Raw genomic sequence first — 13670 nt, forward strand, 5'->3', positions numbered from 1 at the left:
TCGGCGTTTTTCGCCACTAACGCGATTTTGTTAACGTTTTACTTTGTTGTTTTGCATTGTCTCGGCAGGGAAGCTGAATTTTTTTGACATTAGAAAATTTTTTATTGTGTTTGGCTGTCGCTTTATGGTAAAGCTAATAGCTCGCGGCGGGGTAAGCCTCCTGCCGTAAGCCGTCTCAGTCAGGGACGCAAGAATTAACGCGATACTCATATAGAATACCGATTAGGAATCCATATTGATGTTTAACCAAGCTGCCAAGCTCATTCTCGTGATTATTACCGTCGTGATTATTAAATCACAGCGGGGGCGGCGCATGGCAAACTGGTAGACCTAAAAGGTTAAAAGTTTCGAAAGAACCCCCCGCTCCGAAAGGACCGGGGGGTTCTTCGTTTTCAGGCCCCAGGTTTTGGGACTTACATTTCGAACCAGCACAGATTACGAGTCGATTTTCGACAATTCAGAATTAAGGTAGCGAGAGAAAATATGGAACCAGGGCAGATGATAAGAGGCGCAGACGCGGTTATAAAAGTGTTGGCAGCACATGGTGTTACCACAGTATTTGGTTACCCAGGTGGTGCCATTATGCCAATCTACGATGCCCTCTATGGAAGCCCTGTCGAACATCTCTTAAGCCGCCACGAACAAGGCGCAGCCTTTGCCGCCGTAGGTTACGCCAGAGCCAGTGGTAAAACCGGCGTGTGCTTTGCCACCTCTGGCCCTGGCGCCACTAACTTAATTACTTCGCTTGCCGATGCGCTATTGGATTCAGTGCCTGTTGTCGCTATCACAGGTCAGGTTTCAACCGCTGTGATTGGCACAGATGCGTTTCAAGAGATTGATGTGTTGGGGATGTCCTTAAGCTGTACCAAGCACAGTTTTATGGTGACGGATGTCAACGATCTTATCCCAACCTTGTACCAAGCTTTTGAAATCGCCGCATCGGGTCGACCCGGCCCAGTGCTAGTGGATATCCCTAAGGATATCCAAATCGCTCACCTTGAATACCGCACACCGTTACTGGCCGTGACCAATGAACCCCAAGCTGAGATGAGCGATATCGATGCTGCCCGTGCGCTGTTGGCGCAAGCAAAGCAACCTATGCTGTACGTGGGCGGCGGTGTGGGGATGGCGGGGGCGGTCGATCAGTTGCGGGATTTTATCAAAGCCACGGGTATGCCATCGGTCGCGACGTTAAAAGGTTTGGGCAGCATCGCCCATGGTACGCCCGGTTATTTAGGCATGTTAGGTATGCACGGCGGTAAGGCGGCCAACCTCGCGGTGCAGGATTGCGATTTATTAGTGGTTGCTGGCGCGCGCTTCGATGACAGGGTTACCGGTCGTTTAGCGACCTTTGCCAACAAGGCCAAAGTCATCCATTTAGATATAGACGCCGCCGAGCTGGGCAAACTGCGCCAGCCCGATGTGGCCATCGCCGGTGATTTACGCCAGATTTTCCCTGCTTTAGCTATGGCACTGAATATCACGCCTTGGCAAGCAGAGGTTGAACATCTTGCCCGTAAACATCAATGGGATTATCAACATCCCGGTAGCTTAATCTATGCCCCCGCTATGCTGCGCCGTCTTGCTAATAAACTGCCCGAAGACAGCGTAGTGTGCTGCGATGTGGGCCAACATCAAATGTGGGTCGCCCAGCATATGTGGTTCCGTCGCCCTGAAGATCATTTATCCAGCGCGGGCTTAGGCACTATGGGCTTTGGTTTACCTGCCGCTATCGGTGCTCAAGTGGCCCGCCCTGATGCAACTGTGGTCACAGTGTCTGGCGATGGCTCTTTTATGATGAACGTACAGGAGCTGACCACCATCAAGCGCCGCAAATTACCGGTGAAGATCCTGCTGATTGATAACCAAAAGCTGGGGATGGTGAAGCAGTGGCAGCAGCTGTTTTTTGAAGAGCGCTACAGCGAAACCGATTTGTCTGACAACCCTGATTTTGTGCTACTCGCCTCGGCCTTCGACATTCCCGGCCGCACAATTTTCTCTTCCGACGAAGTGGAAGAGGCCTTAACCGAAATGTTAGCAGCTAAGGGACCTTATTTGTTACACGTAGCAATCGACGATGCTTTTAACGTTTGGCCACTGGTGCCCCCCGGCGCATCAAACAGCGATATGATGGACGAAATGGAGAAACAAACATGATCCACTCCCTAGAATTAACGGTTCAACAACGCCCAGAAGTGATAGAACGTGTACTACGGGTGACTCGTCACCGTGGTTTTACGGTCACCCAAATGCAAATGCGGATGAACGACGATGCGAGTCTGTCGCTAGATATGGAAGTGGACAGCGAGCGAGCCATCGAGCTGCTCAGCAATCAATTGAATAAATTGATTGATGTCACTCAATGCAAGGTCTTGTTACCGCTAAACTTGCAACAACAAAAAGTACACGCATAAGCATCCAGTGGCTGCGGCGCATCGGCTCCGTAGCAACGCCCCAAGGGCACGATTTTCGATTTGAGATAAAGGATAGAGTTAATGCCAAAGTTACGATCTGCTACCAGTACTGAAGGCCGCAATATGGCGGGTGCCCGTGCGCTATGGCGCGCCACCGGGGTGAAAGACAATGATTTTGGTAAGCCGATTATTGCGATTGCCAACTCCTTTACTCAGTTTGTCCCCGGCCATGTGCACTTAAAAGATATGGGCTCTCTGGTGGCCAGTGCCATCGAGGAAGCGGGCGGTATTGCCAAGGAATTCAATACCATCGCCGTCGATGATGGTATCGCCATGGGCCACGGTGGCATGCTCTACAGTCTGCCTTCGCGGGAGCTTATCGCCGATAGCGTCGAGTATATGGTCAATGCCCACTGCGCCGATGCGCTGGTTTGTATCTCTAACTGCGACAAAATCACCCCCGGCATGTTGATGGCGGCGCTGCGCCTCAATATCCCTGTGGTATTTGTGTCGGGCGGGCCGATGGAAGCGGGTAAAACTAAGCTGTCGGACAAGCTTATTAAGCTCGACTTAGTCGATGCCATGGTGGCCGCGGCCGACTCAAGTGTGAGCGATGAAGATAGTGCCAAGATCGAGCGCAGTGCTTGCCCTACATGTGGTTCTTGCTCGGGCATGTTTACCGCTAACTCGATGAATTGTTTGACTGAAGCGTTAGGTCTGTCGCTGCCGGGCAATGGCTCCATGCTCGCAACCCATAGCGACCGACGCGAACTGTTTTTAGAAGCGGGCCGCCGTGTGATGGCGCTAACCAAACGTTACTACGAACAAGATGATGCCTCGGCACTGCCGCGCAATATCGCCAGCTTTAAAGCCTTTGAAAACGCCATGGCGCTGGATATCGCCATGGGCGGCTCCTCTAATACTGTGTTGCACTTATTGGCTGCGGCGCAGGAGGCGGATGTGGCATTCACTATGGACGATATCGACCGTATGTCGCGCCAAGTGCCGCACCTTTGTAAAGTGGCGCCGTCGACCGCTAAATACCATATGGAAGATGTGCACCGCGCCGGTGGCGTGATGGGGATCTTAGGCGAGCTAGACCGCGCCGGACTGCTGCATACCGATGTGCCACACGTTGCTGCCGATGCGGGCGGCAATCTCAAGTCGGTGCTCGCCAAGTACGATGTCATGCAAACCCAAGATGACGACGTAAAACAATTCTTTATGGCGGGACCTGCTGGCATTCCCACCACTAAAGCGTTTAGCCAAGACTGCCGCTGGCCATCACTAGACGATGACAGGCGTGAAGGTTGTATCCGTAGCCGCGAGTTTGCCTTTAGCCAAGAAGGTGGGCTGGCCGTATTGTCGGGCAATTTAGCTGAAAACGGCTGTATTGTTAAAACGGCGGGTGTGGATGAATCGAATCTGACCTTTGTTGGCTCAGCTCGGGTGTACGAAAGCCAAGATGATGCAGTCGCTGGCATTTTAGGTGGCGAAGTGGTGGCGGGTGATGTGGTGGTGATTCGTTACGAAGGGCCAAAAGGCGGCCCAGGCATGCAAGAAATGTTGTACCCCACCAGTTACTTAAAATCCCGCGGCTTAGGCAAGGCTTGCGCGCTAATTACCGACGGACGTTTCTCTGGTGGGACATCCGGCTTATCCATCGGCCATGTGTCGCCTGAGGCGGCGGCGGGCGGCACGATTGCCTTGATTGAAAACGGCGATCGCATCGAAATCGATATTCCTAAGCGCAGTATCAAGCTTGCGGTAAGTGATGCCGAGTTAGCGGCGCGCCGTGAAACCATGCTCGCCCGTGGGCCAATGGCGTGGAAACCGCTTTCACGTCAGCGTTATGTGTCGATGGCGCTCAAAGCCTACGCCATGCTTGCCACCAGTGCCGATAAGGGCGCGGTGCGCGATCGCAGTAAGTTGGAGGACTGATATGTTATCTCTCGCATCGTCGCAAACGGAGCAGGCTGAGGTGCAGGCCTCTCAGTCGAAGCCGGCCACTTCTGCCTTAGAAAAGAGTCAGCTTGCGCAAAGCTACCTGCAAAAAATCCTGCTGTCGTCGGTTTATGACGTTGCGAAAGTGACACCACTCTCGAGCCTGAATAAACTCTCGGCGCGTTTAGGCTGCCAAGTGTTTTTAAAGCGTGAGGATATGCAGCCAGTGCATTCCTTCAAGCTGCGCGGCGCCTATAACCGCATCGCCCAGTTAACCCAAGCCGAATGTCAACGCGGCGTGGTGTGCGCCTCGGCGGGCAACCATGCTCAAGGTGTGGCCATGTCGGCGGCCAGTCGTGGTGTGGATGCGGTGATTGTGATGCCCGAAACTACGCCGGATATTAAAGTCGATGCGGTGCGCCGCTTGGGCGGCAATGTGGTGTTGTACGGCCAAGCTTTCGATCAAGCCAATGGTTTTGCAATGGAGATGGCCGAGCAGGAAGGTCGAGTGTATATCGCCCCCTTCGATGACGAAGCCGTTATCGCAGGCCAAGGCACAATCGCCCAAGAAATGTTGCAACAGCAGCGCGACCTCGAAGTGGTATTTGTGCCCGTGGGCGGTGGTGGCTTAATTGCCGGGATTGCTGCTTATTACAAGGCGGTGATGCCACAGGTCAAAATCGTTGGGGTTGAACCTGAAGATGCGGCCTGCTTAAAAGCGGCGATGGAGGCGGGCGAGCCTGTCACGCTGGCGCAAGTTGGCTTGTTTGCCGATGGTGTTGCGGTTAAACGTATCGGCACTGAGCCATTCCGCTTAGCCAAGCTGTTTGTGGATGAAGTAGTGACGGTCACGTCCGATGAAATCTGCGCCGCCGTTAAAGATATTTTTGAGGATACCCGCGCCATTGCCGAACCTGCGGGCGCTTTATCCCTTGCTGGGCTTAAAAAATATGTCAGTACCAATGCCGCAGGCGAGAGTGGTAAGGGTGAAAAAGTCGCGGCGATTTTAAGTGGCGCGAATGTGAACTTCCACAGCCTGCGGTATGTGTCGGAGCGTTGCGAGTTAGGTGAGCAAAAAGAAGCTGTGCTGGCGGTTAAAGTGCCCGAGCGTCCCGGCAGCTTCCTGCGTTTTTGTGAGTTGCTCGAAAAGCGGGTGATGACCGAATTTAACTACCGCTTTAGCAGTCGCGATATGGCAGTGGTGTTTGCGGGTATTCGCCTGACCAAAGGCCATGGCGAATTAGAGCAGATCATCAATACCTTAGAAGATAACGGCTTTGAGGTGCAGGACTTATCCGGTGATGAAACCGCGAAATTGCATGTGCGTTATATGGTCGGTGGTCATCCACCAGAGCCGTTAGAGGAGCGCCTATTTAGCTTCGAGTTTCCTGAGCATCCGGGGGCGCTGCTGAAGTTTTTAACTACCTTGCAGAGCAAGTGGAATATCAGTTTATTCCATTACCGTAATCACGGCGCGGCCTTTGGCCGAGTGCTGGCAGGTTTTGAAGTCCCCGAGGGCGATGCCTTGCCGTTTCAGCAGTTTTTAACTGAGCTGGGATTTGTCTATCAAGAAGAGACCCAAAGCCCTGCTTATCAACTGTTTTTGAATGCCGGAAAAGGAAAAAAGAACCTGCCTTTGTAATCACTTAGCTTTAGGTTACAACTTAGGCTAAAGGAGGGGCGCACAGGCGCCCCTTTTTGTGGTAGTTTGGTTTAACAAATCAAGAGTGAATGCTCTAGTAATCAGACCTCGACCCTACGCATTAAGGAGACATGATGTTACCTGCACCGCATTTTTCTGCCTTTAATCCGCCTCGCCGCATTTTGATGGGGCCAGGTCCATCGGATGTTTATCCTGAAGTATTGGCCGCGCAGGCAAGACCGACCGTTGGTCACCTAGACCCATTGTTTGTTGGCATGATGGATGAGCTTAAGAGCCTGATCCAATATGCGTTTCAAACCAAAAATGAAATGACGATGGCTGTGTCGGCACCCGGCAGTGCAGGCATGGAAACCTGCTTTGTTAACTTAGTCGAACCAGGCGAAAAGGTGATTGTGTGCCGCAATGGCGTGTTTGGTGAGCGTATGCGCCAAAACGTCGAGCGCGTCGGTGCGATTGCCGTGGTTGTGGATAACGAATGGGGCACGCCGGTCGATCCTGCTGCCGTTGAAGCGGCGCTTAAGGCCAACCCCGATGCTAAATTCCTTGCCTTTGTGCACGCCGAAACCTCAACAGGCGCATTGAGTGATGCTAAAACCCTGTGCGCGCTGGCAAAACAATACGGCTGTTTATCCATTGTCGATGCGGTGACTTCCCTTGGTGGCGTGGAGTTAAGGGTTGATGAATGGGGAATCGATGCCATTTATTCTGGCAGCCAGAAATGTCTCTCCTGCGTGCCGGGGTTATCGCCCGTGTCTTTCTCGCCTGCTGCGGTAGAAAAGCTTAAAAACCGTAAAACGCCGGTGCAGAGCTGGTTCCTCGATCAAAGTCTGGTGATGGCCTATTGGACCAGCGCTGGTGGCAAGCGCAGTTATCACCATACCGCGCCCGTTAATGCGCTTTATGCCTTGCACGAGTCGCTGCGTTTATTGGCCGAAGAAGGTTTAGAACAGGCTTGGCAACGCCACAAAGATATGCATTTAGTGCTGCGCGCTGGGCTTGAAAAACTCGGCCTGAAATTTGTGGTCGCCGAAGCGTCACGCTTGCCGCAGCTTAATGCCATTTATATCCCTGAAGGCGTTGACGATGCCGCCGTGCGCGCGCGTCTACTTAAGGATTACAACCTTGAAATCGGTGCCGGTCTTGGTGCTCTAGCGGGTAAAGCTTGGCGTATCGGTTTAATGGGCTTTGGTGCCCGTCGTGAGAATGTCGCGCTCTGTTTGCGCGCCCTAGAAGAGGTGCTGAACTAATATGTCAGTTTCGCGTATAAGGATGTTACGCAGAGTGAGTTTGCGCTCAGTGAGTTCACGTTTATTGATTGGCGGTTTGATTCTGATCTTAAGTGGTTGTGCCTCCAGCAATATGAGCAATACCAGTTGTGATTTTGTGCGAGGTACAGCTGGCAATCAGAGTCAACGTGAGGCTAGCGGTGATGATAGCAATGCCCGGCAGATGGATGTGGGCATTGGGATTTTAACCGCTATCTTCGGCAGTATTAGCCGAGCTCTTTCTTCCGATGATAAATCGGATGAGAAGTGTGTTTAATCGGTGAGTTTTAGTCGTATTTGGTTGTGTGTAAATCCCCGTAATACGGGGATTTTTTATAGAGACAGTGCCGTTCTTTAGTGCTGGGTATATTGATTAAGCACTATCATTTCAGTGACACGCCGTGAATATGTCCCTATAGGCTCGACGGCGGCATCCATGCCGCCAACGGTCACTTCCATGACAGTGCTTAATCTAGTTAAGCCCTTGGTATGTCTGATAGTCTGTTATTTACAAATAGGGCATTTCAAGAGTTTAACAATGGGTATCTCGCTTAAATTGCCCATCATGCTGGTTTACATAGAGTAGTTTCATATATACCCATTAACTCCCCGAGAACTTTTGCTAATATTTTCAAGTAATTAAGATTATCTTTTATACTATCTTGTGATGGCCAATCAATACTACCTGATGGATGTGCAATCTTGTTTCTTAAATCCATTAAATCATTCAGTTTTCTTTTAGATTTCGATTCTACAGCACTTACATCATTATCTTTGAAATGTGTTTTTATAGATGCCTGCTGAGCAATCAGCTTCCATATTTCATTAGCACCAACTCTGCCAAATAAATCTGAGAGTACATCTGCCCTCATATTTGAATCGGTAATAGAAAGACATTGATAATTCACGGTATCAATATTGGCATTTGGTTGTAAATTTTGAGCTAATGTAGACACAAATGTACGCACCCCGCCTTCAGCATGCCCGTATTTTCTTGGTTCAGATATGACTCTTGCTGTAAATAAAGGAAGATTTTCCTGCATTTTTGAAGGAAGCCTTTGATAGACTTTTGCAGCGGCAACTAACCTTTGACAAAGATCTTCAAACATAGTCCGTACCATTGATTCAAAACGACCGCACGTATAAAGGATAAGCGTACCTCGCGCAATTGGCAGATTAGTATGACTTTCCTTTATTTTTGTAAGCAGCTCGATAGCTGATGTTAAAAAATGGCTGGAGTCATCCTCGAGAAGAGATGTATCATGACCTATAAACTCTCCAAGCATTTCAAGTAACTCAACTTGAATGAGTATTTTATTTAAATCATCTTCGAACTCTTTAACAATAGGGTCCATCAATATCCCCTTATAATCTTCTTAGCAAGTTCAACTCGATTCTTGATGGATTCTAGTGTATTTCCTCTACCAACCAATATTTCATACTCGTTAGGAGTTTCTAATGAAGAACTCAATCGCAATCTAATTTCAGCTGAATTAGAACTAAGATCTTGAGCTTCTAATTCTGATGTTGCTACCATCAAAGCATCATATAGAGGTCTACTAGGTTGACCTCCTTTAGAAAGCCTATGGAAATCATCCCCCAACGCAGATCTTAACCTTACAAGAGTTAACTTGAAGTCATTTTTTAATTGTTCGATTTCAACGTCACTAGCTTTATTATATCTTGCTAATGTCTTGTTCAATATTTCACGTAATGCCCCTCGAGATATATCATTTACAGCATCTTTTATTGCAAAGTATCGGAGCACTAACTCACAATCCATCATAGATCTATAGAGAGCATTCTTTAATAATATTTGAGATGGATTTTCATCTTCATTATCTGATTTTCTAGGTATATCCCAAATAGCAGTAAAGTCATCACATCTTGAAAGTTCATGTATAGCCTGATTAAAAGGCCCAGGATAAAGCGCATTACGTAACTCTTGAGGATTTAACTTTACACCGCCAGTATTTAATCGACGAAATAGAATCATACGTATATCAAAATCAACATCGGTTCTGGCCGTTTCTGCTAATAATACAACCGCACTTATAGTTCTCCGAAGCAGCCCCCGCTGTATAAGGCTAGGTAAATCATTAAACCTTTTCCCTCGTAATTCAGGCCAAAATTCCAAACCAGTTAAGGCAAACCTATTAGCCAAAAAGTCTGAAATGGCCTCCATACGCTGTCTACCATCCATTATCTCATATTGGTTGTAATCATTTTCAAAAAGAAACAATGGTGGTATCGGTACATTCATAAGAAATGATTCAATCAGAAGCGACTTCTTCTTGCGATCCCATCTCGCCCGACGCTGATACTCTGGAGCCATATTTATATATGTTTTATCAGCAATAGATGCATTCAGAGTGTGAAGAGTAAAGTCCAGTGTAGACCTCACAATTCTAATCTGCATATCAGCATATTTTTGAGAAAGCTCATCATCTGTTAGTTTTTGTGGAGGCACCACATCATCTTCTAACTCAAACCAATCTTCAATTTCAGCATCATCTAAAAAACTATTAACTTCACTATTAATCATTATTAATTCTCATCAAAGAGTAAAATGTTACTTATGCTATTAGAATAAATCAGGCCACCTATTTAAAAACAAGAACATAGTATACTTTTTATATGGGGAAAAGATAAATAAAAGATGGGGCATGCATAACTCTAAAAGATAGAACATGCATTTTTTTCACTATGGCGACTGTGTTAATGACTCTTCCAAAGCTATATCTGCTTAGATGGTACTTAGATCTTGGCTTCGGATTTCGGAGTTCTGGCTATCAGGATACACGGAAGTTAATGGGATTAAGCACTGGCATGTAAGTGACCGTTCGTGACAGGGATGTCACGGTCGAGCACACAGGGATGTGCTTGCTGCGTGTCACTGGAATGACAGTGCTTAATCATTTCTCACATTACATAGTCAGAACTGACGTGTCTTTTGTAGCATTCTTAGTCGAGTCATGTTGAACAATTAGGGACGAAGCCCCACGACTTTGATTTTGATTTAGAAGAACAAACGAAGTTTGTAAGCCTAGACCCCTCTTTTGATAGTTGACATATAATGTCATCCCGCTATGATGCCTGCACCTCTGGTTATACATACAAAGATCTTATAAATGAAAAAGTTATTTATTATGCTGGCGATGATTTTTGCGGTTAGCTTGGCTGCTACTCCCGTCGCAGAAGCAAAAAAATTCGGCAGTAATAAGTCTATTGGCAAAAGTCATCAAACAGCGCCGGCTCAGCCTGCGGCAACTAATACTCCCACAACCCCGCCTACCGCTGCGCCAGCACCTGCTGCGGGCAAGAAAGGTATGATGGGCGGCATGTTAGGCGGTTTATTAGCGGGTGGCTTATTGGCTGCGCTATTTATGGGCGAAGGTTTTGAAAATATTCAATTTATGGATATTTTGATTATCGCGCTGTTGGCATTCGTGCTGTTTAAAATTGTCCGTACTCTGATGGCTTCAAAAGCCAGTGCCCAGCCAAGACCTGCCTACGCAGGTGCGGGTCAACCTAATCCGAATCTGCAACGCCAGCAAGCGGAACAAACCGGTTTTGCTAGCAGTGCAAACAATGGCAGCAATGGTTTTGCTCAAGCGGCGAGCACAGTGCCTTTCCATTTGCCTGTGGGGTTTGATTTACCTAGCTTTTTAGAAGGCGCGCGTAGTCATTACAAAACCCTGCAAGTAGCATGGAACGAAAACGACTTAAGCAAAATTCAAGAGTATGTTTCGATTGAGCTTTTTAATGAACTCAGCAACCAACGCCGTGAGCTCGTTGGTGAACAGCATACAGAAGTGATGTTTTTAGATGCTGAACTGGTCCGCGCGACACACAATGCTAATCTGGCGGAAGTGAGTGTTAAGTTTAGCGGCCGCTACCGTGATACGGTTGAAGGTGTCGAAGAAGACATTAAGGAAATCTGGCATTTAGAGCGTAACCTTACACAAGCCAACGCGCCTTGGTTAATCGTGGGTATCGAGCAGTAATCTGTCCGCCTTCAAAAGCAGCCTTTATCTCTTAAGGCTGCTTACATTCCCTTTCGCGTCAATCCAGCCTTCCCTCAGTAGTTCAACGTTATTGATTGAAAAATCGCTTATCATTACTTTGACTATTTTACTAATATGGCTATACAGTCGTTGCGAGACGAGCTGCAATTAAGTTACTCACTACTAGGGCCATTATTTGTAGATTATATTTTATAGTGCTGATTTTTCGTTATGTTGAGGTGCTAATATATGGAGAAATAAGGTGGAGGCCAAAATCAGTTAAACCGTGTACTATTCCTAATTGAATTACAAATACTACTAATGTAAAAGTTAAACCTTTACCAAAGGATAGTTGAAAGATTTTGCTGTAAACTACTGATATTGCAATGTATGTCACAATTAGCCCAAGCAATCCTTTGATAGCAATAACTATTGTGAATGCTAGTATTGTTCCAATCGTAACGGCTAAACCACAATGTATAATACTTTTGTTTTCTGCTTCAAATAACTCAGCTCCAATTTTTACTGGAACAATCGTTATTAATATCAAGATGAGCCACGCTAGCATAATAAAATCCATTTTATATGAAAGTCTATTGCAAAATTAATCTGCAACGTTTAAAGGAAATCAATTTCAATTGCTCCCATTGGGGGCTGATTATACTTATACAAAAATAAAGTGCTATACCTTAGGTGTTTTTTAAGTTGGTTGGCATTATATATTTAAACAGAATAAAAGGTTGGGCTTAGTTTTTTGATGAGGAGCTAACAATCCCCGAACTCAGCATGGATTGTTAGCGTTTGGAAAGAGGTTACACAAATTGCCTGATCGCGATCGCGATGATTAGTACTGGGCAAATATACTTCACGTACCTTGGCCAAATACGCCAGAAAAGCCCGGTGGCATCGACACCCTCTTGTCCACTTATCGCCTTGAGTAACTGGCTTTGGCGCCAAATCCAACCTAAGTAAATCGCAATACCGAGGGCGACCAGCGGTTGGGCCATTTGCGTGGTTAGCATGATAGTGAAACTAAATAGCGTCTCAAAAAATACCGCCAGTAATAAGGATAATGAGGTCAACAATAGACCGATGATCAAGGTGGCACGTTGGCGGCTGAATCCGCATTTTTGCATCACATAACTCGTCGGCACCTCGGCGATGGAAATGGCTGATGTCAGGCCGGCGATGATCAGCAGCATAAAGAACACCACGCTAATAATGAGGTTGGCCGTGTCGCCTAGGGTTGAGAATAAGGCGGGTAAAACAGTAAACACCAATGCATCCGAATCGATTAACTTGCCTTCAGCGCTAAAAATCTGCACGCCATTATGCTGGGCTACATACATGGCTGGGATGATTAAAAAGGCGGCGAGAAAGGCGATGCCGCTATCGGTAAAGGCAACCCAGATGGTTAATTTGGCAATATTCTCTTTTTGGCTCAAATAGCTGCCATAAACCATCATGGCACCAGTGCCTATGGTGAGTGAGAAAAAGGTCTGTCCGAGTGCGTTGATCAAGGTATCTGGCGCGATAGCCTTGGCAACGTTAGGCGTTAATAGTGCGGTAATACCTTCACTCGCGCCATTGAGGGTGAAGATATAGGCCACTCCCGCGATCAGCATGATCAACAATAGCGGCATTAAGCGTTTAGACCATTTTTCGATACCTTCTTGTACGCCCTGCAGCAATACCAAAAATACCAGCGCGCTAAAAATTAGCGTGAATACCAGATTGCGCGACAGCGAGAAATCCATTAGCCAAGCAGCGGTATCGTGCGAGCCCATAGCCGTGGCAATTGGGGCGATAGCGTAGCTCACAAACCAGCCAGAAAGAATGCTGTAGAAGGTGTAGATCAACCCTGCTGTTACGATAGAAATCAACCCTATTGTCTTGCCTAAATTACGGGTGAGCGAGTTGCAACCGAGTTTACCCATGGCATCGGCGGGGTTGGTTTGTCCGTGGCGACCAATCATCAGTTCGGCCATCAGCATGGGAATGCCTAGGATAAAAATCAGTACTAGGTACACCAGCAAAAAGGCCCCGCCGCCATGGGTTGCCGCTTGGGTGGGGAATCCCCAAATGTTGCCGACACCAACGGCACTGCCAGCTGCCGCCATAATAAAACCTAAGCGTGAGCTGAAATGGTTAGTCGAATTTGTATTGGCCGATTGCATTGTGCCTCCCGTAAAAAGAAGGCGTATCTTAGGCGGATAAATAAGAAGTTCAACGCAATTTTAGTGCGTTAAATTGATGTTAATCGGCAATTGTTGTTCGTATTTTGCTTTAATTTTGGTGTTAAATTTTGATTTGTGGTGAGGTTCGCGATTATGTTGCACGTGGCGGTGGCTGACTGCCTCGCTTTAGCGATTAATTG

Annotated in this window: 11 protein-coding genes; 7 read left to right on the forward strand and 4 right to left on the reverse strand. The window is 47.5% G+C overall.

Features of this window, described 5'->3' with window-relative positions:
• Window positions 1-483 precede the first annotated feature (483 nt).
• The 6 genes from ilvG to JM642_RS01945 all read left to right on the forward strand — a co-directional run bounded on the left by ilvG (window position 484) and on the right by JM642_RS01945 (window position 7563).
• Window positions 484-2157 (forward strand): acetolactate synthase 2 catalytic subunit, encoded by a 1674-nt coding sequence (gene ilvG, locus JM642_RS01920; RefSeq protein ID WP_203432581.1) that lies wholly within the window; start codon window positions 484-486, stop codon window positions 2155-2157.
• Window positions 2154-2414: an acetolactate synthase 2 small subunit gene (ilvM, locus tag JM642_RS01925; protein ID WP_011621169.1), complete on the forward strand. Its 261-nt coding sequence runs from the start codon at window positions 2154-2156 to the stop codon at window positions 2412-2414. Before ilvG ends, ilvM begins: the two co-directional genes overlap by 4 nt.
• Before the next feature lie 81 nt (window positions 2415-2495).
• On the forward strand, window positions 2496-4355 hold the full coding sequence (gene ilvD, locus JM642_RS01930) for a dihydroxy-acid dehydratase (protein WP_203432582.1): 1860 nt from the start codon (window positions 2496-2498) through the stop codon (window positions 4353-4355).
• Window position 4356: 1 nt separating this feature from the next.
• Window positions 4357-6000 (forward strand): threonine ammonia-lyase, biosynthetic, encoded by a 1644-nt coding sequence (gene ilvA / locus JM642_RS01935; protein ID WP_239000480.1) that lies wholly within the window; start codon window positions 4357-4359, stop codon window positions 5998-6000.
• Window positions 6001-6134: 134 nt separating this feature from the next.
• Window positions 6135-7268 carry an alanine--glyoxylate aminotransferase family protein gene (locus JM642_RS01940; protein ID WP_203433705.1) on the forward strand — a complete coding sequence of 378 codons (1134 nt, stop codon included), beginning with the start codon at window positions 6135-6137 and terminating at the stop codon, window positions 7266-7268.
• Between the two features lie 34 nt (window positions 7269-7302).
• Window positions 7303-7563, forward strand: a complete 261-nt coding sequence (locus tag JM642_RS01945; RefSeq protein ID WP_239000481.1) for a hypothetical protein — start codon at window positions 7303-7305, stop codon at window positions 7561-7563.
• A gap of 286 nt (window positions 7564-7849) precedes the next feature.
• Here JM642_RS01945 and JM642_RS01950 read toward each other — a convergent pair whose 3' ends face one another.
• Together JM642_RS01950 and JM642_RS01955 are read right to left on the reverse strand one after the other, a co-directional pair.
• On the reverse strand, window positions 7850-8641 hold the full coding sequence (locus JM642_RS01950) for a HEPN domain-containing protein (RefSeq protein WP_203432583.1): 792 nt from the start codon (window positions 8639-8641) through the stop codon (window positions 7850-7852).
• Window positions 8641-9831, reverse strand: a complete 1191-nt coding sequence (locus tag JM642_RS01955; RefSeq protein WP_203432584.1) for a DUF262 domain-containing protein — start codon at window positions 9829-9831, stop codon at window positions 8641-8643. The genes JM642_RS01950 and JM642_RS01955 overlap by 1 nt, the downstream gene beginning before the upstream one ends.
• Before the next feature lie 586 nt (window positions 9832-10417).
• On the opposite strand from JM642_RS01955, the gene JM642_RS01960 reads away from it, so the two are divergent.
• A complete protein-coding gene (locus JM642_RS01960; protein WP_203432585.1) occupies window positions 10418-11293 on the forward strand; it encodes a Tim44-like domain-containing protein in 876 nt (291 codons plus the stop codon).
• Between the two features lie 229 nt (window positions 11294-11522).
• Here JM642_RS01960 and JM642_RS01965 read toward each other — a convergent pair whose 3' ends face one another.
• Complete coding sequence (locus JM642_RS01965) at window positions 11523-11861, reverse strand: hypothetical protein (RefSeq protein WP_203432586.1); 339 nt, start codon at window positions 11859-11861, stop codon at window positions 11523-11525.
• 244 nt (window positions 11862-12105) lie between these two features.
• Complete coding sequence (locus tag JM642_RS01970) at window positions 12106-13470, reverse strand: sodium-dependent transporter (RefSeq protein ID WP_203432587.1); 1365 nt, start codon at window positions 13468-13470, stop codon at window positions 12106-12108.
• Window positions 13471-13670 lie beyond the last annotated feature (200 nt).

It is taken from the genome of Shewanella sp. LZH-2, from assembly GCF_016859145.1.
In the GTDB taxonomy this organism is placed as follows: Bacteria; Pseudomonadota; Gammaproteobacteria; order Enterobacterales; family Shewanellaceae; genus Shewanella; species Shewanella xiamenensis.